The following is a 26432-nucleotide window of genomic DNA, read 5'->3' as shown; positions in this document are numbered from 1 at the left end:
TGGCCGAAGGCATGCGAGGGCAGCTTGAAGATACGGTCGACGTTGAAATAGCGGCCATAAATGGCCTCGGCTACCTGGCTGCGGGTGACGATATCGACCTGCGCGCCGGGGTAGGTCGCCTGCAGCTCTTGAATCAGCGGCGTCAGCAGTAGCGCATTGCCCAAAGTGTGGCTGACATGGCAAATCAGGATGCGGTAAATACCGGTAGCCGGCAGCGCCGTGCCGCTGGGTTGCGCCGGCTTGCCGAAGATAAGACGCATCAAGCCGCCCGCGGCACGGCGGCGGTGATCGTTGATGCGAAAGGAGCGGAACGGATTGGGCACGGGCAACCTGTGTAATGGCGTTGGACTGACTGGTGACTCAGCTTTCTGCAATGAGAAGAGGCTGGCGAAGCTGGCCTTCCGTGTTGAGCAACTGGCGTTCAATCAGCCACTGCCGCGCATTCTCCGCATCTTGCTCGAACCATGCACGGGTGGAGCCGAGTCGAAAGGAATAGCCCCAGGCGTCCATGTCGCTCATCAGCCGGGCGCGGCCGACGCCGGGCAGCTCATCGGCGAGCACGATTTGCAGATAACAGGTGGCATCTTCTTCTTCGATCGAATCAGTAGCATCCGTGTGCACGGCGCTGCGTCGCTCGGCGGGCAATACGATCAAATGGCCAGCCTCGTGCAGCAGCGAATGCAGCGGCGTGTCGCCGCGAGCGTACACCGTGTGGCCGATGATGCCGGCTTCTTCATCGCCCCAGAAGCTACCTGGGATAGCGCCGCTTTCGATCCGCTGCAAGCTCAGCCCGTAGCGGGCAAGCAGGGCGCGAACCGCCGGTTCATCGCTGTCGGCCAGTCGCAATACCTCGACGGCCGTGGCATGGGATAGAGGAGGATGCATCAGAAGCTGGCGCGGTCTTCGCCGACCAGAGGCCCGATCACAGCCTCGAAGCCGGGGGCGAGATGCGGTTTGGCAAATCCGCGATGGGCTTGGTCGTTGTAGTGCAAATAGGGCTGTCGCATGGATGGCAGCAAGAGCAGCCCACGCTGCTGCTCCACGGCATCCAGGGCGGCCTCGCCCAGGGCGGGGCCGCAGTGTTGGAATAGGCAACTGGCCATCGACTTGCCGTAACGGTTAGCCGGCCGCCGGCTTAGCTACAGGCTTACCGTCGGGCAGGGCTACCGAGAGCTCAAGTATCTCGTGGCCGCTGTCGCGTTCGAGGTTGATGCTGATGGCTTCGAGGTCAACGTGAACATATTTCTTGATGACTTCGAGCAATTCGTTGCGCAGCAGCGGAAGATAATCCGGTGCACCACGGGTGGAACGCTCCTGCGCAACGATAATGCGTAGGCGTTCCTTGGCGACAGTAGCCGTGGGCTCCGGTTTGCGCTTCAGAAAATCAAGAATACCCATCGCGATTAGCCTCCGAATACGCGCTGGAGAAAGCCCTTCTTGGGCACGTCGATAAAGCGTAGCGGGCGTTCCTCGCCAAGCACGCGGGCTACCGTGTCGCTGTAGGCTTGGCCCGCGTGTGAATCCGGGGTCAGGATAACCGGAGTACCGGAGTTGGATGCAGCCAGCACATTCTCCGATTCAGGAATCACGCCGACCACGCTGATGCCGAGAATTTCTTCCACGTCCTTGACGCTGAGCATTTCGCCAGCGGCCACGCGAACCGGGTTGTAGCGGGTGAGCAGCAAATGCTGCTTGATCGCACCGTCACCGCGCTCGGCGCGGCGCGTCTTGCTGGCGAGCAGGCCGAGGATGCGGTCGGAGTCGCGCACCGAGGACACTTCCGGGTTGACCACGACCATCGCGTGATCGGCGAAATACATCGCCAGGTGGGCACCCTTTTCGATGCCGGCGGGCGAGTCGCACACGATGTAGTCGAAGCCTTCGGCAGCCAGCCCGTCGAGAACCTTCTCCACGCCTTCCTGGGTCAGCGCGTCTTTGTCGCGAGTCTGACTGGCAGCCAGCACATAGAGGTTTTCATGACGCTTGTCCTTGATCAGCGCCTGCTTGAGCGTCGCTTCGCCCTGCACCACGTTGACGAAGTCATACACCACGCGGCGCTCACAGCCCATGATGAGATCGAGATTGCGCAGGCCGACGTCGAAATCGATCACTGCGACTTTTTTGCCGGCGATGGCCAAGCCGGTGGCGAGGGAGGCACTCGTGGTGGTTTTGCCGACGCCGCCTTTACCGGAAGTGACAACAATAATTTCAGCAGTCAAGGGTCATCTCCGCATAGTTTTTGTAGTTAGTGATCGTCATAGCTTGGCGATCAGCAGTTTTTCGCCGTCGAGCCAGCATTGCACGGCTTGGCCTTCGAGGTCTTTTGGAATTTGTTCAAACACCCGGTAATGACCGGCAATAGCCACCAGTTCAGCGCGAAAATCCGAGACGAAGATGCGCGCCTTTTCATCCCCTTGCGCGCCGGCCATCGCCCGGCCACGCAAGCCGCCATAAATATGGATGCTGCCATCGGCGATCACTTCGGCGGCATTGGCAATGGTGCCGGTGACGACCAGGTCGCGATCGCGCGCATAAATCTGCTGACCGGAGCGCACCGTGCCATCGTGATGCTGAGCCCCCAGTGAAGGGCCGGCCGAGGAGACGGGTTCCGCTGAAGTTATTTCGGTTTTGACCGGTTCGGCTTTGGCCGGCGTAGCGCGTGGCGCGGCTTCGGCAGGCTCCGGCGCGGCGATGCTGCCGTTCGCCGGCTCATAGGCGGCACGGAACTTGGCGATCAGCGGCAGGCCCATGCGCCTGGCCAGCGCTTCGGTCTCGCTGGTGCCATAGGCCAGGCCTACCGGCAGCATGCCGGCGCTGCGCACGGCCTCGAGCAGGGCATCGACCGTGCCGTCATCGGGCAAGTTGAGCAGGTGACTCAAGTCAAGCACGACGGCCGCGCGTGAAAATAGCTGTGGTGCAGCGTGCACGCGGCGTTCGAGCTCGTCGCAAAGCGCGGCGGCGTCGACCCGGCGTACCCGCACGCAGGCAATTCCGACCTGGCCAAAGCGCAGGTCGCAAGCATCAGATGTATCCATTTGTGCATTCATGGGCGCCGCTCTCCGGCGAGGCGGCGCTGGGTGGTGTTGGGATGAGCGGGGGTCTTGCGTTCGGCCAGCCAGGGCACGTCGGGCAAGCCGCCGCTGCTGAGATAAGTGTCTCGCACATAGGCATAGCTGGGTAAGTCTTTGGCCAGCAGGCTGACCTGCGGACCTTGCTCACTCATGCGTTGCTGGCCTACTTCCTGGAAGCCATAAGTGCCATGGAACAGCACCACCACGTCGTCGCGGGGCTCCAGAATCACCTCGCAGGTCAGCAGCGGCACGCGTACCTCGGCATAGCTGTTGACGTCGCAATAGAAAATGCGGCCCAGGCCATGACGGCGATAAGCATTGGCTACGACGATGCGGTCGATGTAGACGAACTGCGGATATTGCTGGCTAAACCAGCAATAGTTCGAGCTGTCGTAGTCGCTGCCTTCGCGCAAGGCAATCAGGAAACCAGCGACGTGGCCATCGATTTCGGCCACGCGGAAATAATCCGCGTGCTCAAAAAAGTAGCGCAGCCGGGTGGCGTCTAGGGCGAGGATGGAGCGGCCGGCGGCGTTGTTGAGCGCCAGTACGGCATCCAGGTCGTGCTCGCGCACGTCGCGGATGGCAAGGGCCATTCGTTGCTCCGCAGTTGATGTGATTCGATCCAGGGCTGATCACCAGCCCTGAGGAGTGGCGCATTATGGCATGCGCCTGTGGGCCGCACATAACACGGCGCAGCATGTAAAACCTTTGTAAAACGGCGCCCTGCATGCCCCCTGCTGAAATAGCCAGGGAAGGTGAGGCGGAGGGACTCGTGCCGCTTTCGGGGGCTTTCCAGCCGTTGGCGCGAACACATGACTTCTCGCGCATTGCGTACGGTTGACGGGTAGCTAATGATGCTTGGCATGCCCTGGTCCAACTTCAATCACACCCGCCTGCTGCGTTACGCAGGGTTTTTTACTTATTTGTGCGTGGCGCTGCCGCTGCTGCCTGGCAGCTGGAGCCTGGCGCGCGTGAGTACATGGTGGAGCAACCCGAATATCTCGGGCTGGATCTTCTCTTATCTGCTTTTTGGCGTGACTTACCTGTTGCTCACCGGGCGTTCCAGCATGACCCGGCAGAGCGGACGCCCCCAGGCGATCAAGTTGTTCGGCTTGATGGTATTGACCGGCTCGGCCATTGCGATGGGCTGGTTCAGCCAGAGCGGACTCTCGGCCATGCTGATGCTGGTGATCGCGGTCGTGCTGCCATGGCAGTTGCCGGTGATCGCCGGTCTGGTCTGGATGTTGATACAAAACCTGATGCTGATCCCGATTATCGCCAGCTATATGGGTTGGACGATCGGCACGGCGTTCCTGCAGGTATGTATGTACCTGGGCATATCGGCCTTGACCTTCTTCACCTCGATGATTGCCAGCCAGCAGGCCGAGGAGCGCGAGGCGCAGCGGCGGCTCAATTCCGAGCTGCGCGCCACCCGCGCCTTGCTGGCCGAATCCACCCGTATCGCCGAGCGCATGCGCATCGCGCGCGAGCTGCACGATCTGATCGGCCATCACCTCACCGCGTTAAGCCTTAATCTGGAAGTGGCCAGTCACCTCACTAATACCGAGGCCGCCGAGCATGTGCGCAAGGCGCAGGCGACGGCCAAGCATTTGTTATCGGACGTGCGCGAGGCGGTCAGCGAGCTGCGCCAGGACGATGCCATCGATCTCACCCAGGCGCTGCGCAGCCTGATCGAGGGGGTGCCAGGCTTGAACGTGCATGTGGAGACGCCGCCGCGGTTTAGCGTCGAAGATCCGCGCCGGGCGCAGGTGTTGCTGCGCTGTGCGCAAGAAATTCTCACCAATACCGCCCGCCATGCCGGTGCGCGCAATCTGTGGCTGAAATTTGCGTATGTCGATGCCGATCTGCTCGGGCTGTACGCTCGGGACGATGGCCGGGGTTCCGCGCATTTTCGTCCGGGTAACGGCTTGTCCGGCATGCGCGAGCGGTTGATCGAGTTTGGCGGCAACGTGACGGTGGATACGACAGTGAATCAGGGGTTTGCGTTAAATGTACAGTTGCCTTTGGGCGAAGCGCCCACCCTGGCGCATACGCCATCGCGATTCGAGCCACCGGCACTTATCGTGCCGTGACCTGTGGCGCTCACGCCGTCGATGAACGGCGTGCCAGAATGCCGCCGTACGACGCAGTACCGTTTCTGTTTCCTATAGGCATGACGCCGTGGGCCTGAGGTTTAGGCCAGTTGTTATGGGTAATAACCGCTTCGAGGATTCACGATGATTTCCGTCTGTCTCGTTGACGACCAGAACCTGGTACGCCAAGGGGTGCGTTCCCTGCTCGGCCTGGCCGAGGATATCTGTGTAGTAGCCGCATGCCCAACATGAGCGGGCTGGAGGTGCTGCAGGCGCTTTCTGCGCGCAACGAGTTGCCGCCGACCATCATCCTGACCACCTTCGACGACGATCAATTGGTGCTGCAGGGGCTTAAGGCCGGTGCGCGCGGCTTTCTGCTTAAAGATGTGACGCTGGAGCAACTGGTGGAAGCGGTTCGTACCGTGGCCGCCGGCGGCTCCCTGGTGGCGCCGATGGTCACTCAGCGGCTGTTGGCCGGGGTGGGGCGGATGCAAAACCAGTTCACCAGCCTGGAACAGCCCGACCCGTTGACCGAGCGTGAGACCGAGATCTTGCGATTGCTTTCGGGTGGCTATAGCAACAAAGAAATCGCCAACTCGCTGAAGGTGGCGGAGGGGACGGTGAAAAACCATGTCTCCAATATTCTCTCCAAACTGGGGGTGCGTGACCGTACCCGTGCTGTGCTGAAGGCGCTGGAGCTAGGTATTGTCTAGGTTTGCAGGCAGCTAAGGTGGCCTGTTCGGACCCGGTGCGGCGGCTCTGCGGAGCCGTCGCCATGGCTATGTGAGGTCGTCTTCACAACCCAATAGCGTTCCCGCTCGCGAGCAAGTACCATCGACGCCTTCGGCGCTGGCCGACCCCTGTCACGATGCGATTCCTTCGGGATGGTTCCTGTGGCGGACTGGTCTCCGGCGACGCCTTAGTGCCGCCTTAAAGAGACGTTCGGAGAGCCCCGGAATGATGCGTGTCCTTGAATTTATTGTTGCCCTAGCCATTGTCGCCGTGGTGGGTGTCGTGGTGGGCGTTGTCATGCCCGGCAATGGCCATGTGGAAAGGTCGTTGGTTGTCGGCAAGGACATGCGTCAGGTTTACGACGTGCTGAGCAGCTTCCGTCGCTACCCCGATTACTCGGTGCAGCGCACGTACGACCGTAATATCCAGTACACCTTCTCCGGCAAGGCCTACGGCGCCGGCTCCGAGTTGAGCTGGGCCAGTGCCGACGACAAAGTGGGCAAGGGCAAGCTGACCATCGCCAGCGTCGATCCGCAGTTCGACAAAGTCGATTCCACCGCCAAGTCGGCCAAGATCATCTGGAACCTGGACAACGACTGGCGCGGCCAGGACAAGCATTTCACCCTCGATCTCGATCGCCAGGGCAGCCGTGGCCAGCTGACCAAGATCACCTGGTCGTACGATGTGGCCTACGGTTTCAATCTGATCGACCGTTACTCCAACCTGTATATCCACGGCGACCCGGATACCTTCATCCAGTTCAGCCTGAACAACCTGCAGAACGTGCTGGCTCAGGTGCCGAACATCGACTACACCAAGCTGATCCCGTACATCGAGCAGACCCAGCCGACGCCGATGTTGCTGGTCTCGACCTCGATCGAGCGCAAGGGCGGCCTGGACGCATTGAACGACGCTACCGACAAGGCGGTGGCGCAGATTCACGACGCAGCCAAGAAGTTGGGTGTCGACGTGGTCGGTCCGCGGACCATCTTCACCACCAACTACGGTGACCAGACTTACACCTTCGACGTAGGCCTGCCGATCAGCGCGACCAGCGTGACGGTGGCTGGTCAGAGCCAAGAGCTGACCGCGCCCAAAGCGCCCGATCTGAACGCCGCCGCCGGCAGCGATGCCGCCGCCACGGCAGATTCCACCACCCCGGGCAGCCGTGATCGCTTTGGCCGTCTGGTCATCGACAACAACGTGCGTGGTGTGTTGGCCTACGGTGGCCCGGCCTTGAAGGGCGAGTGGAACGGTACCGCTGCCGGTGTGCCGCAGACCCGCGACATGCTGAAGGCCTATGCCCAGTCTCACGGCTACAAGTTCGACGAAGTGGTCAACCGCTTCTACGACATTCTTGCCAAGCCAGAAGTGAAGCAGGGCGACAACGTCACCAGCTACGCCCGTTTCGACGTCTACCTGCCGCTGAGTGGCGATGTACCGGCCGCCACGCCGGAACAAGAGGCGGGCATCAAGCCGCCGTCGCTCGACGACAGCAGCGATCAGGCTCCGGCCGCAGCCAGCACGGCAGCCGCTCCGGCAAAGTAAGCCGAAGCTCGTTGTAAGCCAGCTTGATAGAAGTCATGACGAAGGGCCCTTCCTAGCGAAGGGCCCTTTGTTTTTATGTCACAAAGCCGGTCAACCGCCGAACTTTCGCGACCTCATGCGGTACATTGCGATACGGCTCAAGCCTAAGTAGCGCATCAACCCCTGACCCTGGCCGCCCATGATTGAAACCCACCAACTGACTCGGCGCTACGGCGCCCTGACCGCCGTGGATGCGCTTAATATCCGCGCCGAGCCCGGCCAGGTCCTGGGTTTGCTCGGCCCCAACGGTGCCGGCAAAAGCACCGTGATGCGCATGATTGCCGGGTTTTTGGTGCCTTCGTCGGGCACCGCGCAGGTTTGCGGCCACGATGTCAGCAAAGAACCGGTCAAGGCCAAGCGCGCCCTGGGCTATTTGCCCGAAGGCGCCCCCAGCTACGGTGAAATGACCGTGCGCGAGTTCTTGATCTTCGTGCTGCGCATACGCGGCCTGAGCGCCGATGTGGGCTACCGCCGTTTTGATGAGGTCGTAAGCCAACTGCAGTTGGAGAGTGTGCTCGAGCAATGCATCGATACGCTGTCCAAGGGTTTGCGTCGGCGGGTGGGTCTGGCGCAGGCGATCCTGCACGATCCACCGGTGCTGATGCTGGACGAGCCGACCGATGGTCTCGATCCCAACCAGAAGCATGCCGTGCGCCAGCTGATCGATGCGATGGCGCGCGAGCGGACCATTCTCATCTCGACCCATCTGCTTGAAGAAGTGCATGCGCTGTGCAATCGGGTGGTGATCATCGCCAACGGCAAATTGCTGGCGGATGCGACACCGGCCGAGCTGGAAGAGCGCTCGCGCTATCACGGCGCGGTTTCTTTCAGCGCACCGGGCAGTGGCGTCTCGCAGGAAATGCTCGGCCGCCTGCCACAGGTCGCCGCCATCGAAGTGGACCCGCTGGACGGCCGTATCACCGTCTTTCCCAAGGTCGGCCAGCGCATTCTCGAACCGGTAGAAACCCTGCTGCGTCAACAAGGCCTGGAGGTCTCGGAGATTCAACTCGAGCGCGGACGGCTGGACGAAGTGTTCCGGCAGATCACCACGGGGTCGACGCCAGCGAGTGTCGGCGTGACGGAGGGCAAGGGATGAGGATGCTGGCTGGACATAGGGAGCAGAGAACAGGGCACCGGGAACTGTCCGCGTCGTGCGGCGAAGTGCATGCACGTAGCCATGCGCCAGACCGGGGGCGGTATAGAACGGCAAGCCAACATCTCGCCATTTCCCGTTCTCCGCTCCGAAGGAGCCACCCATGAGCCCCGTCGGCGCCCTGATGCGCCGTGAGTTGCGCAGCTACTTCGTGACGCCGGTGGCTTATGTGTTCCTGGTGATGTTTTTGGTGCTGGCCGGCATTCTTACCTTCTACGGCGGCGATTTCTATGAGCGCGGGCAGGCGGATCTGCAACCGTTCTTTGCCATGCACGCGTGGCTGTATTTGATCCTGGTGCCATCTGTGTCGATGCGGATGTGGGCCGAGGAATCCAAGGGCGGCACGCTGGAGCTGCTACTGACGCTGCCGCTGTCCCTGACTCAGGCGATGCTGGGTAAATTTTTCGCCGCGTGGTTGTTTATTGGCCTGGCCTTGCTGCTGACCTTTCCGATCTGGATCACGGTGAATTATCTCGGTGCCCCGGATAACGGGGTGATTCTTGCCGGTTACCTGGGCAGCTGGTTGATGGCCGGCGCGTTTCTTGCGATCGGCGCGTGTTTGTCGGCCCTGACGCGCAGCCAGGTGGTGGCTTTCATCTTGACCGTGGTGGTGTGTTTTCTGCTGATCTTGCTGGGGCAGCCGCAGGTGCTGGATTTTCTGCAAGGGGTGATGCCGCGCAGGCTCATTAACGGTGTCGCGCACTTAAGCATGCTGCGGCATTTCGAGGCGATTGCGCGTGGCGTGCTCGATGTGCGCGATCTGTTGTACTTCTTGCTCAGCATCACCGCCTGGCTGGCCGCCGGTGTATTGGTGCTCGACCTCAAGCGGACGCCTTAAGCATGACTCGCTTCCGTTTCAGTCGTCGCACCGGCCTGTTTGCCACCCTGGTTGTATTGATGCTGGCCTTTACCGGCTTGACCCTGGTCAGCAGCCGCTGGATGCGCGCAGGGCGGGTCGATCTTACCGCCGATCATTTGTATACCTTGACGCCGGGCACCCTGCGCATCGTCGATAACCTGCATGCGCCATTGAAGCTCACGCTTTATTTTTCCGAGCATGCCGCGCGTGACCTGCCGCAGCTGCGCAGCTACCAAGAACGTGTCCACGAAATGCTCCAGGAAATGGTCGCACGCACGCACGGGCGCCTGCGCCTGCAAGTGGTCGATCCGATGCCGTACTCCGATGACGAAGTCAGTGCCGAGAGTTACGGGCTCAGCCCGGTCAACGCCGGCAACAATCGCGAACGGGTGTTCTTCGGCCTGGTGGGCAGCACGGCGCCACCGGGCAGCGACAGCGAGAACGACACCGACAGCGACACCCAGCCCGGTGGCAAAACACTGACGATTCCGTTGCTGGATCCGGCGCGCGAAACCTTTCTCGAATACGACATCGTCAAGCTGCTGTATGAATTGAACGAGCCGGTGAAGCCGCATATCGGCCTGATCAGCAGCCTGCCGGTGCAAGGCAATCCGGTGATCGGCGACGAGCCTTGGACGGTGATGCGCCAGCTCAGTCAATTGTTCGATGTGAAAACACTGGACCCGGCCAAGCTGGAACATATTGGCGATGACATCCAGGTGCTGCTGCTGATCCACCCCAAGCAGCTGTCATCGAACGCGCTGTATGCGATTGATCAATACGTGCTGCGTGGCGGGCGCCTGGTGGTATTCGTCGACCCGGATGCCGAGCTCGATGCCACTCCCTTCGTCGATAGCAATGGCGTGACCGACGATCACAATTCCGATTTGCCCAAGCTGTTCACCGCCTGGGGGGTGAAGTACGACCCGAAGAAAGTCGTGCTGGATCGCGCGCGCGCGCTGCGCATCGAATTGGCCGACAACAGCGCTTTGAATCATCCGGCCATGCTGGGGCTTACCGCGCAAGAGTTGAATCACGATGATGTGGTTACCGCCAGCTTGCAGCGGGTCAATGTGTCCAGCGCCGGTTACTTCGATTTGGCCCCCGATGCCCGCTTGCGCCTGCTACCGCTACTGCAGAGCAGCACCGATGCGACCATCGTGCCGACCCAGCGGCTGCTCGAGTCCAGTCGCGATCCGGCCAGCCTGCTCGATGGCTATCAGCCGAACAATACCCATTACGTGATTGCCGCGCGCCTGCGCGGCACCTTTCCCAGCGCCTTCCCCGAGCGAGCCGTCCAAACGGGACATCTGGAGCATTCGGCCAGCGACGCCGAAGTGATTCTGGTGGCCGATACCGATTTGCTCAGTGATCGCCTGTGGGTGTCTTACGCGCAAAGCCTGCTCGGCCAGACCCAGCTCAGCGCGATCGCCAACAACGGCGATTTCATCACCAATATCGCCGACAACCTCAGCGGCTCCTCCGCCTTGTTGTCGATTCACGGGCGCTCCACGTCGCAACGGCCGTTCACTAAGGTGCAGGCCTTGCAGAATGCCGCGGACCAGAAGTTTCTGGTCAAAAAGCAAGAGCTGCAACGCGAGCTGGCGGAAACCCGCAGTCGCCTGACCGAACTGCAGCCGGCCAAATCAGGGCATGGCGATGCCGCCAGCGCCGAGCAGAAAAGCGAAATCGAAAAGTTCTTGCAGCGCCAATTGGCGATCAATCGCGAATTGCGCAATGTGCAGCACCAGCTCAACGCCGAGATCGATGCGCTGGGCCTGAAGCTCAAGTTCATCAATATCGTGCTGGTACCGGCGCTGCTTACGCTGTTTGGCCTGATCTACGGCTGGCGCCGCTCGCGGCGCAGCCGCAGGCCGTCATGAGCTTGGCGGCAATCTGCCGCAGCGAGGGTGGGCCTCGCCGCGGGGTTCTAGGGCTATGCTGGCGAGTCGGCCAGCCGTAGGCCCGGAACGAATCGATGATGGCGAGCTTGTTCAAATGGATCGTGCCCTGGGAGTTCTCCTGGGTCTTTCTGTTGACCTTTGTGATCACCTGCGTGCTGTATCTACGCGGGTGTCGCCGGCTGCCGGTCAGTTTCAGCCGGCGCCTGGCGTTCTGGCTGGGCATGTCGATCATCTATGTATCGCTGCATACCTACTTCGATTACTACGCCGAGCATGAGTTTTTCATGCATCGCATCCAGCAGGTGCTGCTGCATCATCTGGCGCCCTTGCTGATTATCGCTTCGTACCCGGGCAGCGTATTGCGTGCGGGTTTGCCATTGTCGTGGCGCCTGCGCGCCTTGCGTCCGGTGAGCCGCTCCTGGCCGTGGCGCTTGTTCAGTGCGGTGATGCTGAATCCGGCCGTGGCGACGATTCTGTTCGTCGCCTTCATCATCATCTGGCTGATTCCGTCGATGCAGACGCTGGCCATGCTCGATTGGCGCATCTATCGATTCATGAACTGGTCGATGGTCATCAGTGGTTTCATTTATTGGTGGCTGGTGCTCGATCATCGGCCGCATCCACCGGGACGGATGACGGCCGGCCTGCGTGTACTGTCGCCCGGCATCACCATGACGCCGCAGATTCTTGCCGGCGCCATCGTTACTTTTTCCAAGACCGACCTTTATCCGATCTTCGAAATCTGCGGTCGCGCCTTCACCTTCAACGTGCTCACCGGCCAATTGGCCGGCGGCGTGATCATGTGGGTGCCGGCGGCGATGATCGAAACCGTCGGTGGCTTGCTGGCGATGCGCCAGTGGCTTCGTCTGTCGCGCAGTGGGCGCATACGGCGCAAGCCGTGGCCGACACGGCGAACGCGGCCATCGATGCCCCCGCTGGCGAAGCCGCAAGACGGCTAGTGGCCGGCCAGATAGAACCTGACACTGTCATCCAGTGTGCCGCTGCGTGTGGCTTCGGTAATCACTGGTGGAAAAGGCAGATGCACGACGTTGTCGGCCGCCATGGCGGCGGAAAGGTCATCAGCACAAGCCGCCATTTACCGCCAACACCTGGCGCGTGATGTATCCGGCTTCCGCGCTAAGTAGAAATTGCACCGCGGCGGCGACTTCTTCCGGCGTGCCCATGCGTTGCATGGGAATCATTTTAAGCGCCTCTTCCAGCGGTAAATCGCTATCGATCATGTCGGTATCGATCAAGCCTGGCGAGACACAGTTGACGGTGATCTTGCGCTTGGCCAGTTCCACTGCCAGCGCCTTGGCGGCACCGATAATGCCCGCCTTGGAGGCGCTGTAATTGACTTGCCCGCGATTGCCGATCTGTCCCGACACCGAGGTGATGCACACACTGCGGCCGGCTGTGCGGCGACGGATCATCGGCATGATCAACGGATGGATGACGTTGTAAAAGCCATCCAGGTTGGTGCGCAGCACCTGATCCCAGTCATCCCCGCTCAAGGCCGGAAAAGCGCCGTCGCGGGCGAGGCCGGCATTGCAGACCACGCCGTAATACGCGCCATGAGCCTCGACGTCGGCCTCCAATGCAGCAGCGCAGGCGGCGCGGTCGGCGATATCGAATTGCAGCATGCGTGCGCTGCGCCCTAGCGCTTCCACGGCTTTGCCTACCGCTTCGGCTTCATCGCGGCGCGAGCGGCAATGCAGTACCAGGTTGTAGCCGGCCTGTGCCAGTCGTAGGGCGATAGCGCGGCCAATGCCACGGCTGGAGCCGGTGACCAGGATGGTTTCTGACATGCCATTACTCATGGGGTAGTGATTCGTGTGTCGATGATTCAAGAAAGGCCTGTGCATCCGGCGGGCTGAAAACCGTCAGGCGCGCTTCGGCATGAAGTTCGGCAGCGTCGATGCGGCAAGTAAACACACCCATGCCGTGCTCGTCATGAAATTCGCGAATCGCTTCGATACGCAGCTCACTGCCGGATGGGAAAAAATCCGCATTGCAAAGGTAATGCCGCGTGCCCAGCAGAAAACCGGCCGACACCGGACGCTGTTCCATGCGCGCCTGGCAGCCCGCCCAGGCGGCGATGCTTTGCGCCATCAACTCCACGCCCAGCCACGCCGGCAGGCTGCCATCGTCGGCGTTGAACAAGCCGCCAGGTTTTACCGTGAGCGCACAGGCAATGCTTTCCGCATCGAACGCAACGATATGGTCGAGCAGCATCATCTCGCCTGCATGCGGCACGACCTCAGCGATGGCCGGGATCAAGCCGCATCTCCTGCCGTCGCGTTGTTCACGACGGCATCGCCCAGGATCAAACAGGCATTATTGCCGCCGAAGGCAAAGGAGTTGCTCATCAGATAACGCGTGCCTCCTGCAGGCAGGCAGCTGCCAACGGCAGTGAAATTCAGCGGCGGCAGGGCAGGGTCGGCTTGGCCGTCCCATACATGCGGCGGCAAGCGCCGTTCAGGCCGGGCATCAGTAAGACTAAGCCAGCAGAACGCTGCCTCTAATGCACCTGCCGCGCCCAGCGTGTGCCCAGCCTGCGACTTGCTCGAAGAGCACGGCAATGTTGGGTCGAACAAGGCGCTGACGGCGAGGCTTTCCATGCTGTCGTTGTGTTCGGTCGCGGTGCCGTGCAGGTTGATGTAGTCGATGTCGGCAGCTTGCAGGCCAGCATGCAGCAAGGCCGCCTGCATCGCGTGCCGCGCACCCAGGCCCTGCGGATCGGGCGAGGACATGTGATACGCATCCGAGCTCGCGCCGCCGCCCATCAATTGCACTGGGCCGTGTTCGCGAGTCATCAAAAAGAGTGCCGCCGCTTCACCGATATTGATGCCACGGCGATGCTGCGAAAACGGGTTGCAACGTGCCTCATCCACCGCTTCCAGCGAATAAAAACCATTGATCGCCAAGCGGCACAAAGTATCCGCACCGCCGCAAAGCACCGCATCGCAAACACCCATGCGCAAAAGTCGCTGCGCACTGAGCAAAGCCCGCGCCCCCGAAGTGCAGGCGGTCGAAACGCCGAAACAGGGACCGGCCAGAGCCAGCCATTCGGCCAGAAAGGTCGCTGGCGCACCGAGCTCTTGATGGGCGTAGTCGTAGTCAGGCGGCCAGGCCCCTTCGCGCTGATAAGTGGCGATGCCTTGGGTGGCTTCTTCGATCCCCGCGGTACTGGTGCCGATGATCACTCCAACGCGTTCGTTGCCGTAGCGCGCGATGGCGTCGCGGATCTCGGCTTCGATTTCCAATGCGGCCGCGAGCAATAGACGGTTATTGCGGTTGTCGGGCAGACCTTCCGGTGTAGCGGGCAGCGGAGTGCGCACGGCGCCAAGCGGCAGGGTGCGGCCGGGGATCCAGCCCGCTTCCTGGCGGATGCCGCTGTCGTCGCCGGCGAATAGCGCTTCGGCGATGGCGGTTTTGCCGGTGCCTAGGGTGCAGGTGACACCTAGGGCGTTGAGGTAGGTATTCATGGGGTGGGAGGGGGTATTGGCTGGGATGGTTTGATTGTCATGGGAGGGTGTTTGCTGGCTGCCCATGTTAGGTGGGTTTTTGTTGGGATGGTTTGTTCTGTGCTGGGGTTTGTTTGGCTTGTTTGTTGTGGTGTGGCGATTGGGTCGCCTGCGGCGGGTTTCGACCCCCTGCCGGGGTCCGAGTCACTTTTCTTTGCGTGGCCAAAGAAAAGTAACCCAAAGAAAGGCCAACCCCGCTTGTCGCCCTACGGGTGCGTGAGGTCTGGCCGGGCTTTTCGACAGGGCTCCTGCCCTGGCGAAAAGGACTCGGCGTCCCTGCCGAGTCCCCTGCGGGCCTGATCGTCCAACCCTCACCGACGCACAGGGGCCCCGAAGGTCAAAAGCGGTAGCAACGGCAAGAGCAAGAGCAAGAGCAAGAGCAAGAGCAAGAGCGGCGTGCGGTGTCGTGCCGACTTTCGAACGTGCCACCTATGCCCGGCGACTGCTTGCAGTCGCACCCGAGTGCGCGCAGGATGCGCGCTGCTCTTGGGCCCCCTATACCGCGGTGAGGCTGGGTCGACAGGCCCGCAGGGGCATCGACACGGACGTCGATGCCTTTTCGCCAGGGCAGGAGCCCTGTCGAAAAGCCCGGCCCAGCCTCACGCACTCGCAGGGCAGGATGCCCGCAGAGCGCGGTATGGGGGTGCTCTTTCTTTGGGTTACTTTTCTTTGAGCACGCAAAGAAAAGTGACTCGGACTCCGGCAGGAGGACGAAACCCCGCCGCAGGCGAACCAGGTCGCGGAATCACTAGAATCAAGCGAAAACGCCCCACCCATCACAACCCCTAAAGAGCGCGCACAAACAAACACCTCACCCAACCCCAACCGGCTTCCGCGCAGCCACATTCACCAACGTCTCCTCCCGCTGCCCCGGCGGTGGCGGCGCGCGTAGGCCCCAGCGTTCCAGCAAACCGAAATCACTCGACCGGCTCCACCACAAATAGGGAAACGACACATTCGGCGCGCCAAACACAAAGCCACGCCGACGCAACATATCCAGGTACTCGTCCGCCGTTTTCTGCACCTCCATCGGATGACGAAAAAACCAGCGGATGACCCAGGTATCGATATACGCCTTGGTCGACTCAGCAAACAGCAACAGGCCACCGGGCTTGAGCACACGCCAGAACTCATCCAGCGCACGCTCCTGCTCAACCAGGTGATGAAAGGTCTGGTGGCAGAACACGATATCGACGCTGGCATCGTGCAACTCGATCTTGGCGCAGTCGGCTGCAAGCAATTCCACCGCCAGGCCCTCGCGCTGCGCTTCGTGGCGCGACAACTCAAGACTGCGTGGATCGGCATCGAGGCCGATCATCCGGCCAGGCTGAAACGTCTGGCTCAACCTGCGGAATGACTTGCCCTGACCGCAACCCACATCGAGCAAGACACCGCCTTGCGGCGGTGGGGTGCCGGTCAGGCGTTTGAGATCATTGATGGCGACACGCAATACGTGGTGCTGCCAGGTATGACTGCGTAAAAAATGGAAGCCCAAACGGGTTTCTTCGACATAGGTGGCGCTGGCGTAATTCATGACGTATGAGGTGCGTGAGGATGGGATGCGCCGCCATGCGCGGCGCTGGATGTGCTGAGCAGGCGCTGTTCGACCATGTCGGTGAATACCTTCGGCGAGACCAATTGCATTTCAGCGCTGGCCATATGCACCGCTACCTGCACGGTGCTGGCGCGGGTCATGCGCGCACCGGTCAGCGCATCGCTGATCAGATAATTGAGCTTGAGCCGGTTATGCCATTCGACCAGGTCGGCGCGCACGATCAGGCGCTGTCCGAACTCCGCGGCGCGTACATAGCGCAGTTGCAGGTCGATGATCGGCCAGACGTAACCGGCGGCCTTCATCTGCGTGTAGTTGTGGCCGATGTCATCGAGCAGGGCACAGCGCGCGACCTCCAGATACTTCACATAATGGCCATGCCAGACCACATCCATGGAGTCGACGTCGAAGAACGGCACGACTATCTCGGTTTCGATTTTCAGGACGCCGTCAGTGCGCATCGGATGCCTCGATCGTTTGCCAATAGGGGTAGAAGTTGAACCACTGCTGCGGTGCTTCCAGGCATTGTTGCGCCAATCGATCAGCGTAGCGTTGCATCCAGTTCTTGATGGTCGCATCGCGCTGGCTGCGCTCCCAGCTGGGCGTCTCGATGAAGGGCTCCAGATAAATGCGATAACGGCCATCGACCTTCAGGCAGCACATCAGATTCACCGAGCAGCGCAGCAGCCCTGCCAGCAGCCAGGGGCCTTGCGGAAAGGCCGCCGGATGACCGAGAAAATCCACCACCGCATGCCGGCCACCGTGCACTGGCACCCGGTCACCGGCAATCGCCAGCCATTCGCCGCGTTCAATGCGCTGCGATAAATCCATCATCATCGCGGTATCCAGCTCGCTGACCTGGATCAGCCGCAGGCCGCGGTCACCGGCTTCATCGAGCAGGCGGTTGAAGTGCTCTACATGGCGGTTATGCACCAGCACATTGAGCGGTACTTGCTCGCCGAGTTCGGCCATGGCACGGCAAACATCCAGGTTGCCCAGATGCGTGCCGACAAGGATTTGCCCACGACCGCCGTCACGGCTTTTCAGCAATTGCGCGCGGATGCCGCTGGGGTCGACCAGTTGCACTTGCTGTAGCTGTAGCTTGCCGCGCCATACGTCGAGGCGGTCGAGCAGGCTTTCGGCGAAGGCCATGAACTGACCGAACACGCTGCGCAGATGTGGGCGCAGTTCGTTGCGTCCGCTCCAGTGCGCGAGATAGGCCTGGTACTGCCGCACGTTGCGCCGCGCGCTGCGGCCGGAGATAAAAAAGTACAGCACGATCAGATACAACACCGGCGCCAGCAGCCGGCGACCGAGTACGCGCACGGCGAACGCGGTGAATTTCATCAACACGAAACTGCCGCGTTCTTTTTGCAGCGCCCAGTGACGTTCCTTCGTCGGTGTATCGGTCATTCGTGCATATCCGTTGGCATCGGGCGCAAGACGAGGCGGCCGGAAGAATAGGAATGCTCACCAAGGCGGTAAGCGAAATGAAGTTTGCCGCGCGCGGCATCCCAGTGCAGGGTAAGGTCGACGCGGTCGCCGGGGCGCAGCACATGCTGAAATTTAAGCGCCTCCATGTTGCGGCAAGCGTTGGGTGTACCCAGCCGCGCGGCCGCCAGTTCCAGCGCCCAGGCTACTTGCACGACGCCAGGCAGTACCGGGGCGGCGGGAAAGTGGCCGGCGAAGTAGGCGAGCTCGGGCGGTATGCGCAGCTGCAGCGTCCACTCGCCGTTTTCTTCGCGCTCCGCGAGGGGAACCACGCTGCGCAACGGCGGTGCGGTGGCCAGGTCAGCCGGCGGCGCGTGCTTCACCTAGGCCTCCTCACGTTTGGGTTCTTCATACCTGCGGCGTAGCCGTTTGCGAAACAGCCACTCGCCGCCAAACAAGGCGCCCATGATGAAGTAAGCGATCAAGCCGTTGTAAAGCGTCCACCACGACAACGGCGCGTAGAACGAAAGCAGCGCCGAGGTCATCCCGTTGAAGATGAAAAAACCGACCCAGACCCAGGTGACCTTGCGGGTATAGCGCACGGCGTGCGGTGGTAGATCCGGCTCGCTGACCCGGGCAATCCGTTCGACCACCGGCGGGCCGAATTTCAAGCTCAAGCCAAACGCGCATAACAACAACGCGCTGATCAGCGTGGGGTACCAGTGCAGCAGGGATTCATTGCCGCTGAACCCAAGCAGGGCGCAATAGGCCAGTGCGGCGCCGACCATCCAGCGTCCGCCCGGCTGGCGTAGCAGGGCAGGGGCGCGGATAAGCCAGATCGCACCCAGCACCAGGGCGTACATCGGCGGCGACACTTTATCCATGCCGAAATAGACGACGAAGGGATAAAGCACGCCAGCCAGCGGCAGCAGGAAAGAGGCTAGGCGGCGCATAGGGTCCGCTGCGCGTCGACGAAGGCCGCCAGGCTGGTCACCGTGGAGAAATGCTGACGAGCGTCTTTGGAGTCCGATGCAATCCGGATCGCATAACGTTTTTGCAGCGCCAGGGCGAGCTCCAGCGCATCGACGGAGTCCAGCCCGAGTCCGCTACCAAACAATGGTTGCCCGGCAGGGACATCCACCGCGGCGACATCTTCGAGATTCAGCGTATCGATGATGAGCTGAGTAATTTCCAGCTCCAGCGGCGTGTGGGTCAAGCCATTCATGACGAGGTGAGTTCCTTGAGGTAAAGGCGATGCAGGTGTTCATTGAGGCGGCGTGATGCAATCGGCATGGCGGCATCGGTTTGAAAAGGTTCCACGGCGATGTCGTCGCCGACGCGCAACAACACATGTATGCGGCGATCGGGGATGCGGTACCAGGGCTCGGCCTTGGTCAGGGTGGTGGGCTGCACCGAGATAAATACTGGAGTGACCACCCGCGCACCGCGCACCGCGATGGCCGCGGCGCCGCGATGAAACAGCGGCGCCTGGCCGGGCGAGGTTCGGGTGCCCTCGGGAAAGACGATCAGTGTCTGGTCTTCGCGCAATACGTTGGCGGCCTGCTCCAACATGTCCGGGCTGCCGTTGTTGCTGATGTATTCCGCCGTGGTCACCGGCCCGCGGGTGCAGGGGTTGCGCCACATGGTCTGCTTGACGATGCAATTGGCGTCGCGGATATGCGCGATCAAGAACACCACGTCAATCAGCGACGGGTGATTGGCGACGATCATCTGCCCGGGGCGGCCCAGGCGTTCGGCGCCCTGGACCTGATAGGTCAGCACGCCGCTGCGCAACATGAATTGCACATGCAGGTAAAAGGCACGGCTGATCGCGGCGCGCGCACGGCGACGCTGCGCCAGGCGGTCGCCGGGCCATAAGCCGAGCAAGGGCAAGATCAGCAGGCGCAGGGTCAGTCCGCCGAGACCGAATAGCAAAAAGCTAAGCCCGGTGGCCAGCAGCCGCCACGCATACGCGTCGCCACGCGATGGTTTTACCTGAGTCGCTGCCAAATCCATTGACGTGTCTTCCATCGATGCTGCAGGGATGCGCTGCGCTGATGCAGCGCGCGGAGAAAGTTGAGTGCATGCGGCCAGGCGCTGCTGCTGTCGGCCTCGCCCGTGCTTCGTGCAAGCCGTAGTTGCCAGTGCTGCGCCGTGGGTGTCGATGGCGTCGCGGTTACCCGCAAGGCCACGGCATACGAGAACGGCACATCGTGAATCCACGGTTGGTAGGCTTCGGCCGGGCGTTCTTCGGCGATCACGACGATGACCGCCGGCGCACCTTCGGCCAATAGCGCGGCGGCCTCCAGCATGGCGTGCTCGAAGGTATCCGCTTCACCGGCAATGGCCACCGATTCGCCCCGTTGCCCTCGCAACATCGACCATTGCCCGGCGACGGCGTTATGCACCGATAGGCCGAACTGCGTCGGCGACAACGGCTGCTCGTCCACCAGGTCGGTGAGCAAGGCATACGTGCGCGGTGACTCGCCATGACGCGAGGCAAACACCAGCGGCAGCTGCTCCTGCTCGCCGCACAATGGCCATGCAACGCCTAGCGTCATGCGCGCCAATCGGCTTAAGCGTCGTCGCTGCATCGCGGCGACAAAGTCACAGCCGGGCTGCTCGCCATTATCGGCCAACGACTGCGGGGCGTTGCTCCAATCATGCCAGGCGTCTTCGCTGTCGAGGCCGGGTGCCCAGGCACGCCATTGTTCGATATAGACGTCGATCATCTCGTCGACTCCGCATGACGGCGAAACAGCAGGGAGGCGCAACTGCCGCCAAAACCGAAGTTGTTCGACAGCACGCTGTCGATGCGTTGTTCTTGCAGCGCCTTGACCCAGGGGGCTTGCGCAAAGGCCGGGTCGGCTGAGTCGACCTGCGTATTTGGCGCGATGAAATCATGTTCCATCATCAACAGGCTGGCGATGGCGTCCAGCGCGCCGGAGGCGCCGGGCGCGTGGCCGCATTGCCCCTTGATCGACGACATCGGCGGTACCGCGGCATGGCTTTCGGCGAACACGGTTTCGATCGCCTGCCATTCGGCCAGGTCACCCTGTGGCGTCGAGCAGGCGTGCGTATTGATGTAGTCAGGGCTGACCGCCGCCTGCTTGATCGCCTGCCGCATCGCCCGAGCAATGCCGGCTGCGCCCGGGGCGACCATGCTGGCCGCGTCGGTGCATACGCCGTAGCCGCTCAGTTCGGCGAGTATCGTCGCGCCGCGCGCCTGCGCATGCGATAGCGATTCAAGCACCAACATGCCGGCGCCGGCAGCCAGGACAAAACCATCGCGTGCGCCGTCATAAGGGCGCGATGCCTGTGTGGGTTGATCATTGCTGGCGCTGGATAACGCGCCCATCGCGTCGAACCACAGCGCGGTCGTGTCATGCAATTCTTCGCTGCCGCCGCACAGCACGATCTGCTGTTTGCCTAGCTGGATCAGCTCCATCGCATGACCGATCGCATGCGTTGCGCTGGTACATGCCGAACTCATGGTGTAACTATGCCCGCCGATGCCGAAGGCGTGCGCCATGCTGGCCGACAGTGCGCTACTCATGCCGCGCGGCACCAGCAACGGTGAAAGTTTGCTGGCCCCCTTGGCGTAAAAATGTTCCAGCGCGCGTTGGTGCTCGCTCATCGCACTGCCGCCGCCGATCACCAGGCCGCAATCCGCGCTGCTCCATTGATCGCGTACCAGCCCCGATTGTTCGATCGCTTCCTGCGTGGCATGCCAGGCATACAGCGCATGCGCCGGCAGAAAGCGGCGCAATTTGCGTGGCAACTCGGGCAGCTCACCGATAGCGACGGGGCCACCCACCTGGCTACGCATACCTAGTGCCGCAAATTCAGCCATGGCGCGGATGCCGCTACGCCCGCTGCGCAGTGCATCGAGCAAGGCCGCGCGGCCATTGCCCAGGCACGAGACCGCGCCCATGCCGGTCACCACGACACGAGGCAAGGCCGCGCGCGGATGAGCTGACGGTGGCAGCGACCGGGACATCAATCGCAAGCCTTGAAGATCAGCGAGGTATTGATACCGCCGAAGGCAAAGTTGTTGCTCATCACGCAATCGGTGTCGATCTGGCGACCCGCTCCGACGATATGCTCCAGCTCGGCGCAGTTCGGGTCAGGCTCGGTGAGGTTGATGGTGGGCGCAAACCAGCGCGCCTGCATCATGCGAATCGCCCACCATGCCTCCAGCGCGCCGCAAGCGCCCAGGGTGTGGCCGACATAGCTTTTCATCGAGCTGATCGGCACCCGCGAGCCGAGCACGCTGGCGGTTGCATGGCTTTCGGCGATGTCGCCACGGTCAGTCGCGGTGCCGTGGGCGCTGATGTAGCCGATGGCGTCGGCTGGCAGCCCGGCATCATCCAGCGCCAGCCGCATGGCGACCGCCATGGTTTCTCGCGTGGGCTGGGTGATATGGCTGCCATCGGAATTGCAGCCGAAGCCGACGATCTCCGCGTGAATCGTGGCGCCGCGTGCGCGTGCGTGCTCGTACTCTTCCAGCACCAGGCTGGCGGCACCTTCGCCGACCACCAGACCATCGCGCGCGCGGTCGAATGGGCGCGGCGTCAATGCTGCCTCATCGTTGCGCGTGCTGGTGGCGAACAGGGTGTCGAACACCGCCGCGCCGGGGCCGGACAATTCTTCGGCGCCACCGCACAGCATGAGTTTTTGCTTGCCTTGCTGGATCGCCTCGAAGCCATAGCCAATCGCCTGGCTGCCCGAGGTGCAGGCGCTGGAGGTCGGCACGATGCGTCCCTTGAGGCCAAAGAACACACCGACATTCACTGCAGCGGTATGCCCCATCATCTGGATGTAGCTGGTAGCAGTGACACCTTGCATGGAGCCGGTTTCCAGCATGCGCCCGACCACCCGCACCGGCTCGACGCTGCCACCGGATGAGCCGTAGGCCACACCCATGCGGCCATCGCGAATGCTGGCATCGTCATACAGGCCGGCGTCGCGCAAGGCGTGCTCGCTGGCAGCCACGGCGAGTTGCGCCACACGGCCCATCGAGCGCAGCTGCTGACGCGGCCAGCTAGGTAATGAGAAGTCGTCCACCGGGCAGCCCAGGCGGCCGTTCAAGGCATCGAAATAATCCCATTCCGGCATCCGGCGCACGGCGTTGCGATAGGTGCGCAGGCGTGCCTCGATCTGAGTCCAATCGTGTCCCAGCGGGGTGATGCCGCCCATGCCGGTGATGACGACACGCTTCATGGCGACACCTCAATCTGCAGCAGCATGCCGCTTACCCTGCGGGTTCCAAAAAAGGGACCAGCTTCGCTCGCACGGGAAGGTTGGCAGGGGGTAACCGCCAGCGATAAAAACGCATGCCGCCTCGGCTCATTCAAACATGCCAAAGAAGCGGTAACGGCTTGAGTCGCGCGCAACATGATCATCAAGTGTTTTTCTCGCGAATGACCAGACTCATCGGCACCAACAGCGCGGTGAAGGCGATGCCCAGCAACAAGGTAAGTCCGAAATGGCGCAGCGCCGGCATGGAACTCAATGCCAGCAAGCCAAAGGAGAGCAGGGCGGTGACCGCCGAAAGCAGCACGCCGGCATAGGCGGCGCCCGGACGATGCCTGGCATGCGGTTCGCCTTCCTGCAGAAAGACGGCGTAATTCGCGCCAACGCCGAGCACCAGCATCAGCGCCATCCAATGGAACAAGGTCAACGGCTGGCCTAGATAGCCCAGCGCCGCCAGCGTCAGGCCGATACCGAAGACCGGCGGTGCCAGCACTCGTGGCGCGATGCGCAGGCTATAGCGCCAGACAAACAGCGGCACGATCAGCACGATGGCGGCGAGTAACCACAGGCTGGCGTACTGGCGGTAGCGACCGAACAAGGCGGACACGCTGGCCGGTTTGTCGACCAGCTCGACACCGGGCAAACCTTCGGCGGCGCTGCGCAGCACGCTGACATCGTCCTGGCCTTGCGGCAGCACCAGCGAGGCATAGCCGTGCTCACTGTGTCCCATCCATAAATAGTCGAAAGGGCGGGACATCGGCATCGCCTGCCATTGCTCCAGCGTCAACGACGTACCCGGCCAGGCGGCAAGATAAGCCGCGATTACCGGCGCGCGAAAACCGGCGCTGGTCAGCCATGCCTGCATTTTTTCCGGTTGCGCAAACCACGGCGCCAGCGCCGCTTGATTCGACTGCTGCCGTTGCAGCGAGGGCACCATGCCGGCGACGCCGATCCAGCCTTGCAAGCGGCCTTGCTCGCTCATGCTTTGCAAGCGTGCTTCCAGCGCTTCCTCGCGTTGCAGGGTTTGCTCGGCGGTTTCGCCTTGCACCAGATAAAACTGCGTGCTGTTGCCCAGGCCGGTCACATCGCGAATACGTATTTCTTGCGCGGCCAGATCGGCCGGCGGTGAAATCAACAAATGAATATCGTCATCGTGGCTAAGCATGCGCCAGCCGGGCAGGGCGGCAAGCAGTAACAGCACGAACACGATGACCGCGCGCTTGCCCGTGCCTATGCGGGCACCGAGTATTTGCAATGAGTGAGCCCATGAGACCAGCCGCGGCGATAACGGCTTCGCCGGTTTTTGCAGCAACGCCGGCAGCAGCCAGAACACACTGAAGCAGGCGGCCAGCATCCCCGCCATGGCAAAGCAGGCCATTTGGCGTAACGCGGCAAAGGGCAGCAGACCCAGCAGCGCATAACCGAGCAGCGAGGTACCCAGCGCCAGCAACAAGGCCGGCCGCACTTGCCGCGATCCGGCTAGGGGCTGCCAGGCAGGCCCGGCATTAGCGCGCGCGCACAGGTATTGAATCGAGTAATCCACTGCCTCGCCCAGCAACGCGGCGCCGAACACCAGGGTGAGCAAATGCATCTGGCCGAAGACCAGCAAGGTAGCGGTGATCGCGGCGCTGATGCCGATGGCGGTGGATAGAAACGCCAGCAGCAACGGACCCGGCGAGCGGAATACCCACCACAACAGCAGCGCGATACCCAGCGAAGAAATCAGCCCGACCACATGCACATCGCGTTCGGCGCCGGCACGCGCCGCGGCAGCATGAAATACCGCGCCGGCGCGCGACAGCCGAGTGCCGGGATATTCGTGTTGCATGGCTTGCTCGGCGCGATTCAATACACCGAGCGCGTTGCGTTGCACGGTGTCGTCATACGACGAACCGTTCAAGGCGGCGGTAATCAACACATAGGTACGGTCGTCGCGATGCGCGGTCAGCAAATCATCTTCGGGCAGCAGCGGCGAGCGGCTCCAGGGCTGTTGATCGAGCCAATGCTGCAGCCAGCCGAATGGGTCGTCCTGCAGCTTGGTGCCGATGCCGGCCAGAAAAGGTTCATTGAGGCGACGGGCCAGTACTTGCGTCGGATCGTAGCCGGGCGCAGACAGTGCGGCGCGATCGGCATCCGATAACAGGCTGAAACGGTGAGCCAGAAAGGGTGCCAGGATCTGGTTCAGATCGAAGGGCGGCAGCTCGGCCGTCACGGACGTAAAGGCCGGGTTGTGCGACAACGCCGTCCCCAGCATGCGCGCGGCGTCCTTGGCGGTGGCATCATCGGCGTGTTCGACCAACAACACCATGCGGTCGCCATTGGCATGGGTCAGCCGCTCCACCGCGACCTCGGCCAGCGGGTGGCGCTCGGTAGCAGGCAGCATGGCCAGCAGGTCGGTCTGGATCGGCACCCCGCTGCGGCCGAACAGCAGCCAGCCGCCGAGCAGGGCGACCGTGATCGCGACGATGGCAAAGCCGGTCGCGCGCCAGCGCAGATGCCTGCTCATGGGATCGCGAGCGCTCGTGTTTCCAGCGCGCTCAGCGTGCCCGCGTCGCGGGTGTCGGTAAAGCGGATGCGGGTGGTTTCGCCGTTCTGCAGATCGACGCGGATGCCTTGCAAAAAGCTGCCGCCATCGAGTTCGATACCGGCCAGCACCCGCGCCATGCGCGACTGCCTGGGCACAAAGCGCAGCACCCATTGTGATGCCGTGCCCTGGGTTTTTATATCGAACTGGCGCAACGCATCGTCGGGCTTGCCGGCAAGCATCGATTGCAGCATTTGCGATACCTGCGACACGCCGCGCTCGCCGCCACGCACCGTCTGCAACTGACCTTGCGCATCGATGCGTGCCGTGCGCGAGCCAGTCAGCGCCAGCGTTTCCGCATACGGTTCGTGGGTTTGCCACAGCATGCCGTGGCCGATTACAAACAGCAGTTGCCCACGGCTTACCTGCGGCTGGGCCAGGGCTGGATTCTCACGGCTTTGGGTAAATTCCGCGCGCACGCTGGCATGGCTGCTCAATTGGGCGAGCACGGTTTTGAGCAGGGCTGGATCATTATCTTGCGCGCGTGCGCCGGCACTGATGAACGCCAAGCCGATGAGGCATAGCGCCCAGACGGCGAAGCTGCGGCTGATCAGGTTGCGCATGCGGCCCTCCGGCGCCGATGGGAGCTTGCTTGTCGCCACAATAGTCGCGGCGCGCGAGGCAGCATGCCTAGTAGCAATCGGGTATGCATGGCCGAGATGCGCAGGTTGTCGTGCAGCATG

At 62.1% G+C, this 26432-nt stretch carries 29 protein-coding genes and 1 pseudogene; 7 read left to right on the top strand and 23 right to left on the bottom strand.

Annotated elements, in window-relative coordinates; translation table 11 throughout:
- The 7 genes from OUZ52_RS14670 to OUZ52_RS14640 form a co-directional block, all read right to left on the bottom strand.
- The coding region (locus OUZ52_RS14670) for a glycosyltransferase family 9 protein (RefSeq protein WP_425493855.1) at positions 1 to 323 on the bottom strand (323 nt) is incomplete at its 3' end.
- Between the two features lie 37 nt (positions 324 to 360).
- Positions 361 to 885, bottom strand: coding sequence for a hypothetical protein (locus OUZ52_RS14665; RefSeq protein ID WP_266159213.1), 525 nt, complete (start codon positions 883 to 885; stop codon positions 361 to 363).
- A complete protein-coding gene (locus OUZ52_RS14660) occupies positions 885 to 1103 on the bottom strand; it encodes a hypothetical protein (protein ID WP_266159211.1) in 219 nt (72 codons plus the stop codon). Before OUZ52_RS14660 ends, OUZ52_RS14665 begins: the two co-directional genes overlap by 1 nt.
- Before the next feature lie 16 nt (positions 1104 to 1119).
- On the bottom strand, positions 1120 to 1398 hold the full coding sequence (gene minE, locus OUZ52_RS14655) for a cell division topological specificity factor MinE (protein ID WP_266159210.1): 279 nt from the start codon (positions 1396 to 1398) through the stop codon (positions 1120 to 1122).
- 5 nt (positions 1399 to 1403) lie between these two features.
- Positions 1404 to 2219 carry a septum site-determining protein MinD gene (gene minD, locus OUZ52_RS14650; RefSeq protein ID WP_266159209.1) on the bottom strand — a complete coding sequence of 272 codons (816 nt, stop codon included), beginning with the start codon at positions 2217 to 2219 and terminating at the stop codon, positions 1404 to 1406.
- A gap of 36 nt (positions 2220 to 2255) precedes the next feature.
- On the bottom strand, positions 2256 to 3047 hold the full coding sequence (minC, locus tag OUZ52_RS14645; protein WP_266159208.1) for a septum site-determining protein MinC: 792 nt from the start codon (positions 3045 to 3047) through the stop codon (positions 2256 to 2258).
- Entirely contained in the window at positions 3044 to 3664 is a 621-nt protein-coding gene (locus tag OUZ52_RS14640; protein WP_266159207.1) for a GNAT family N-acetyltransferase, read from the bottom strand. The genes minC and OUZ52_RS14640 overlap by 4 nt, the downstream gene beginning before the upstream one ends.
- 270 nt (positions 3665 to 3934) lie before the next feature.
- Between OUZ52_RS14640 and OUZ52_RS14635 the strand changes: the two genes are divergently transcribed.
- The 7 genes and pseudogenes from OUZ52_RS14635 (at position 3935) to OUZ52_RS14605 (ending at position 12358) form a co-directional block, all read left to right on the top strand.
- Entirely contained in the window at positions 3935 to 5164 is a 1230-nt protein-coding gene (locus OUZ52_RS14635) for a sensor histidine kinase (RefSeq protein ID WP_266159206.1), read from the top strand.
- A gap of 144 nt (positions 5165 to 5308) precedes the next feature.
- Positions 5309 to 5877, top strand: a pseudogene (locus OUZ52_RS14630) (LuxR C-terminal-related transcriptional regulator).
- 244 nt (positions 5878 to 6121) lie between these two features.
- Positions 6122 to 7444, top strand: coding sequence for an SRPBCC family protein (locus OUZ52_RS14625; protein WP_266159205.1), 1323 nt, complete (start codon positions 6122 to 6124; stop codon positions 7442 to 7444).
- Between the two features lie 178 nt (positions 7445 to 7622).
- The gene (locus OUZ52_RS14620) at positions 7623 to 8579 is read left to right on the top strand and encodes an ABC transporter ATP-binding protein (protein ID WP_266159204.1); all 957 of its coding nucleotides are present in this window, start codon (positions 7623 to 7625) and stop codon (positions 8577 to 8579) included.
- Between the two features lie 160 nt (positions 8580 to 8739).
- Positions 8740 to 9474 (top strand): ABC transporter permease subunit, encoded by a 735-nt coding sequence (locus OUZ52_RS14615; protein WP_266159203.1) that lies wholly within the window; start codon positions 8740 to 8742, stop codon positions 9472 to 9474.
- 2 nt (positions 9475 to 9476) lie between these two features.
- The gene (locus OUZ52_RS14610) at positions 9477 to 11378 is read left to right on the top strand and encodes a GldG family protein (RefSeq protein ID WP_266159201.1); all 1902 of its coding nucleotides are present in this window, start codon (positions 9477 to 9479) and stop codon (positions 11376 to 11378) included.
- Positions 11379 to 11473: 95 nt separating this feature from the next.
- Positions 11474 to 12358 (top strand): cytochrome c oxidase assembly protein, encoded by an 885-nt coding sequence (locus OUZ52_RS14605; protein WP_266159200.1) that lies wholly within the window; start codon positions 11474 to 11476, stop codon positions 12356 to 12358.
- Here OUZ52_RS14605 and OUZ52_RS14600 read toward each other — a convergent pair.
- The 16 genes from OUZ52_RS14600 to OUZ52_RS14525 all read right to left on the bottom strand — a co-directional run bounded on the left by OUZ52_RS14600 (position 12355) and on the right by OUZ52_RS14525 (position 26312).
- Positions 12355 to 12495 (bottom strand): hypothetical protein, encoded by a 141-nt coding sequence (locus tag OUZ52_RS14600; RefSeq protein ID WP_266159199.1) that lies wholly within the window; start codon positions 12493 to 12495, stop codon positions 12355 to 12357. The two genes, OUZ52_RS14605 and OUZ52_RS14600, sit on opposite strands and share 4 nt — an antisense overlap.
- Positions 12479 to 13207, bottom strand: coding sequence for a 3-oxoacyl-ACP reductase FabG (gene fabG / locus OUZ52_RS14595; RefSeq protein WP_266159198.1), 729 nt, complete (start codon positions 13205 to 13207; stop codon positions 12479 to 12481). Before fabG ends, OUZ52_RS14600 begins: the two co-directional genes overlap by 17 nt.
- A 4-nt stretch (positions 13208 to 13211) precedes the next feature.
- Positions 13212 to 13679, bottom strand: coding sequence for a hotdog family protein (locus OUZ52_RS14590; RefSeq protein ID WP_266159196.1), 468 nt, complete (start codon positions 13677 to 13679; stop codon positions 13212 to 13214).
- Positions 13676 to 14887 carry a beta-ketoacyl-[acyl-carrier-protein] synthase family protein gene (locus tag OUZ52_RS14585; RefSeq protein ID WP_266159195.1) on the bottom strand — a complete coding sequence of 404 codons (1212 nt, stop codon included), beginning with the start codon at positions 14885 to 14887 and terminating at the stop codon, positions 13676 to 13678. The genes OUZ52_RS14590 and OUZ52_RS14585 overlap by 4 nt, the downstream gene beginning before the upstream one ends.
- An 850-nt stretch (positions 14888 to 15737) precedes the next feature.
- Complete coding sequence (locus tag OUZ52_RS14580; protein WP_266159194.1) at positions 15738 to 16460, bottom strand: class I SAM-dependent methyltransferase; 723 nt, start codon at positions 16458 to 16460, stop codon at positions 15738 to 15740.
- Complete coding sequence (locus tag OUZ52_RS14575) at positions 16457 to 16939, bottom strand: acyl-CoA thioesterase (RefSeq protein ID WP_266159192.1); 483 nt, start codon at positions 16937 to 16939, stop codon at positions 16457 to 16459. Before OUZ52_RS14575 ends, OUZ52_RS14580 begins: the two co-directional genes overlap by 4 nt.
- Positions 16929 to 17891 (bottom strand): lysophospholipid acyltransferase family protein, encoded by a 963-nt coding sequence (locus OUZ52_RS14570; protein ID WP_266159191.1) that lies wholly within the window; start codon positions 17889 to 17891, stop codon positions 16929 to 16931. Before OUZ52_RS14570 ends, OUZ52_RS14575 begins: the two co-directional genes overlap by 11 nt.
- A complete protein-coding gene (locus tag OUZ52_RS14565) occupies positions 17888 to 18292 on the bottom strand; it encodes an ApeI family dehydratase (RefSeq protein WP_266159190.1) in 405 nt (134 codons plus the stop codon). Before OUZ52_RS14565 ends, OUZ52_RS14570 begins: the two co-directional genes overlap by 4 nt.
- Complete coding sequence (locus OUZ52_RS14560; protein ID WP_266159189.1) at positions 18293 to 18862, bottom strand: COG4648 family protein; 570 nt, start codon at positions 18860 to 18862, stop codon at positions 18293 to 18295.
- Positions 18850 to 19134 (bottom strand): phosphopantetheine-binding protein, encoded by a 285-nt coding sequence (locus OUZ52_RS14555; RefSeq protein ID WP_266159188.1) that lies wholly within the window; start codon positions 19132 to 19134, stop codon positions 18850 to 18852. Before OUZ52_RS14555 ends, OUZ52_RS14560 begins: the two co-directional genes overlap by 13 nt.
- Entirely contained in the window at positions 19131 to 19940 is an 810-nt protein-coding gene (locus tag OUZ52_RS14550) for a lysophospholipid acyltransferase family protein (protein ID WP_266159187.1), read from the bottom strand. The genes OUZ52_RS14555 and OUZ52_RS14550 overlap by 4 nt, the downstream gene beginning before the upstream one ends.
- The gene (locus tag OUZ52_RS14545) at positions 19901 to 20641 is read right to left on the bottom strand and encodes a beta-ketoacyl synthase chain length factor (RefSeq protein ID WP_266159185.1); all 741 of its coding nucleotides are present in this window, start codon (positions 20639 to 20641) and stop codon (positions 19901 to 19903) included. The genes OUZ52_RS14550 and OUZ52_RS14545 overlap by 40 nt, the downstream gene beginning before the upstream one ends.
- Positions 20638 to 21909, bottom strand: a complete 1272-nt coding sequence (locus OUZ52_RS14540) for a beta-ketoacyl-[acyl-carrier-protein] synthase family protein (RefSeq protein WP_266159183.1) — start codon at positions 21907 to 21909, stop codon at positions 20638 to 20640. The genes OUZ52_RS14545 and OUZ52_RS14540 overlap by 4 nt, the downstream gene beginning before the upstream one ends.
- A complete protein-coding gene (locus OUZ52_RS14535) occupies positions 21909 to 23132 on the bottom strand; it encodes a beta-ketoacyl-ACP synthase (RefSeq protein ID WP_266159179.1) in 1224 nt (407 codons plus the stop codon). The genes OUZ52_RS14540 and OUZ52_RS14535 overlap by 1 nt, the downstream gene beginning before the upstream one ends.
- 181 nt (positions 23133 to 23313) lie before the next feature.
- Positions 23314 to 25671 (bottom strand): MMPL family transporter, encoded by a 2358-nt coding sequence (locus OUZ52_RS14530; RefSeq protein ID WP_266159178.1) that lies wholly within the window; start codon positions 25669 to 25671, stop codon positions 23314 to 23316.
- Positions 25668 to 26312, bottom strand: coding sequence for a LolA family protein (locus OUZ52_RS14525; protein ID WP_266159176.1), 645 nt, complete (start codon positions 26310 to 26312; stop codon positions 25668 to 25670). The genes OUZ52_RS14530 and OUZ52_RS14525 overlap by 4 nt, the downstream gene beginning before the upstream one ends.
- Positions 26313 to 26432 lie beyond the last annotated feature (120 nt).

The sequence above is a fragment of the Dyella silvatica genome (genome assembly GCF_026283955.1).
Taxonomy (GTDB): domain Bacteria; phylum Pseudomonadota; class Gammaproteobacteria; order Xanthomonadales; family Rhodanobacteraceae; genus Dyella_C; species Dyella_C silvatica.
The sequence above is the reverse complement of the archived record's forward strand: the minus strand, read 5'-3'. Positions and strand labels throughout refer to the sequence as shown.

What these genes read in the sequence shown, in the direction of transcription:
- OUZ52_RS14665 (WP_266159213.1), bottom strand. Translation starts at nt 885, where the DNA reads ATGCATCCTCCTCTATCCCATGCCACGGCCGTCGAGGTATTGCGACTG.
- OUZ52_RS14660 (WP_266159211.1), bottom strand. Translation starts at nt 1,103, where the DNA reads ATGGCCAGTTGCCTATTCCAACACTGCGGCCCCGCCCTGGGCGAGGCC.
- minE (WP_266159210.1), bottom strand. Translation starts at nt 1,398, where the DNA reads ATGGGTATTCTTGATTTTCTGAAGCGCAAACCGGAGCCCACGGCTACT.
- minC (WP_266159208.1), bottom strand. Translation starts at nt 3,047, where the DNA reads ATGAATGCACAAATGGATACATCTGATGCTTGCGACCTGCGCTTTGGC.
- OUZ52_RS14640 (WP_266159207.1), bottom strand. Translation starts at nt 3,664, where the DNA reads ATGGCCCTTGCCATCCGCGACGTGCGCGAGCACGACCTGGATGCCGTA.
- OUZ52_RS14635 (WP_266159206.1), top strand. Translation starts at nt 3,935, where the DNA reads ATGCCCTGGTCCAACTTCAATCACACCCGCCTGCTGCGTTACGCAGGG.
- OUZ52_RS14625 (WP_266159205.1), top strand. Translation starts at nt 6,122, where the DNA reads ATGATGCGTGTCCTTGAATTTATTGTTGCCCTAGCCATTGTCGCCGTG.
- OUZ52_RS14620 (WP_266159204.1), top strand. Translation starts at nt 7,623, where the DNA reads ATGATTGAAACCCACCAACTGACTCGGCGCTACGGCGCCCTGACCGCC.
- OUZ52_RS14615 (WP_266159203.1), top strand. Translation starts at nt 8,740, where the DNA reads ATGAGCCCCGTCGGCGCCCTGATGCGCCGTGAGTTGCGCAGCTACTTC.
- OUZ52_RS14610 (WP_266159201.1), top strand. Translation starts at nt 9,477, where the DNA reads ATGACTCGCTTCCGTTTCAGTCGTCGCACCGGCCTGTTTGCCACCCTG.
- OUZ52_RS14605 (WP_266159200.1), top strand. Translation starts at nt 11,474, where the DNA reads ATGATGGCGAGCTTGTTCAAATGGATCGTGCCCTGGGAGTTCTCCTGG.
- OUZ52_RS14600 (WP_266159199.1), bottom strand. Translation starts at nt 12,495, where the DNA reads ATGGCGGCTTGTGCTGATGACCTTTCCGCCGCCATGGCGGCCGACAAC.
- fabG (WP_266159198.1), bottom strand. Translation starts at nt 13,207, where the DNA reads ATGTCAGAAACCATCCTGGTCACCGGCTCCAGCCGTGGCATTGGCCGC.
- OUZ52_RS14585 (WP_266159195.1), bottom strand. Translation starts at nt 14,887, where the DNA reads ATGAATACCTACCTCAACGCCCTAGGTGTCACCTGCACCCTAGGCACC.
- OUZ52_RS14580 (WP_266159194.1), bottom strand. Translation starts at nt 16,460, where the DNA reads ATGAATTACGCCAGCGCCACCTATGTCGAAGAAACCCGTTTGGGCTTC.
- OUZ52_RS14575 (WP_266159192.1), bottom strand. Translation starts at nt 16,939, where the DNA reads ATGCGCACTGACGGCGTCCTGAAAATCGAAACCGAGATAGTCGTGCCG.
- OUZ52_RS14570 (WP_266159191.1), bottom strand. Translation starts at nt 17,891, where the DNA reads ATGACCGATACACCGACGAAGGAACGTCACTGGGCGCTGCAAAAAGAA.
- OUZ52_RS14560 (WP_266159189.1), bottom strand. Translation starts at nt 18,862, where the DNA reads ATGCGCCGCCTAGCCTCTTTCCTGCTGCCGCTGGCTGGCGTGCTTTAT.
- OUZ52_RS14555 (WP_266159188.1), bottom strand. Translation starts at nt 19,134, where the DNA reads ATGAATGGCTTGACCCACACGCCGCTGGAGCTGGAAATTACTCAGCTC.
- OUZ52_RS14550 (WP_266159187.1), bottom strand. Translation starts at nt 19,940, where the DNA reads ATGGAAGACACGTCAATGGATTTGGCAGCGACTCAGGTAAAACCATCG.
- OUZ52_RS14545 (WP_266159185.1), bottom strand. Translation starts at nt 20,641, where the DNA reads ATGATCGACGTCTATATCGAACAATGGCGTGCCTGGGCACCCGGCCTC.
- OUZ52_RS14540 (WP_266159183.1), bottom strand. Translation starts at nt 21,909, where the DNA reads ATGTCCCGGTCGCTGCCACCGTCAGCTCATCCGCGCGCGGCCTTGCCT.
- OUZ52_RS14535 (WP_266159179.1), bottom strand. Translation starts at nt 23,132, where the DNA reads ATGAAGCGTGTCGTCATCACCGGCATGGGCGGCATCACCCCGCTGGGA.
- OUZ52_RS14530 (WP_266159178.1), bottom strand. Translation starts at nt 25,671, where the DNA reads ATGAGCAGGCATCTGCGCTGGCGCGCGACCGGCTTTGCCATCGTCGCG.
- OUZ52_RS14525 (WP_266159176.1), bottom strand. Translation starts at nt 26,312, where the DNA reads ATGCGCAACCTGATCAGCCGCAGCTTCGCCGTCTGGGCGCTATGCCTC.